Source organism: Curtobacterium sp. C2H10 (genome assembly GCF_025407985.1).
GTDB lineage: Bacteria > Actinomycetota > Actinomycetes > Actinomycetales > Microbacteriaceae > Curtobacterium.
Window position 1 is genome coordinate 1 of the sequence record NZ_JABXGF010000101.1, and the last position, 610, is coordinate 610.

2 protein-coding genes are annotated in these 610 nt (G+C 71.0%); both read left to right on the forward strand.

Annotated elements, in window-relative coordinates:
* Positions 1-192: hypothetical protein (locus HWD93_RS18195; protein ID WP_261647571.1), on the forward strand; the 192-nt coding region annotated here is incomplete at its 5' end.
* On the forward strand, positions 189-610 hold a 422-nt coding region (locus HWD93_RS18200; protein WP_261647572.1), incomplete at its 3' end, for an alkaline shock response membrane anchor protein AmaP. The genes HWD93_RS18195 and HWD93_RS18200, both read left to right, overlap by 4 nt.

The window sequence follows — 610 nt, forward strand, 5'->3', positions numbered from 1 at the left end:
GGTGTCCCGGAGGGCAACGCCTCCGCGACCGCCCGCGGACGCTCCACCACGGTCCGTGTGGTGCCCGTCAGCGGGATCCCCGTCGACGACGCGGTCATCCGCGACGCCGTCCGGGACCGCCTGTCCGGGTTGGACGAACGCTTCGGCCGACGCGTCAGCGTCACGGTCGAGGAGAAGGGAACCCTCGCATGACCAAGAGCAACCGGACCCTGAACCGGATCATCCTGTTCGTCCTCGGCCTCGTCGCGGTCATCGTCGGCATCACCATCGGCGCGGGCGTCCTGCCCGCCGTCCGCGACGCGATCTCCGGCACCATCCAGCTGCCCCGGAATCTAACCGTGCCGGCGTCGTCGCTGTGGATCATCGTCGCGGCCTGCGCCGTGGTGATCGTCCTGGCGTTGGTGTGGGTGTTCACCCGCGGTGGGGGTGGCACGTCCGTCGCCGTCCGGGAACGCTCCGGCGACGACCAGGTCACCGTCAACGTCGCTCTCGTCCGCGACGTCGTCGACCACGAACTCGACGGCGTCCGCGATGTCATCAGTGCCCGCGTCGACACGTACCTCGTCCGCCGGCAACGCGCCGCACGCATCCGCGTCGCGGTCCGCCGCGG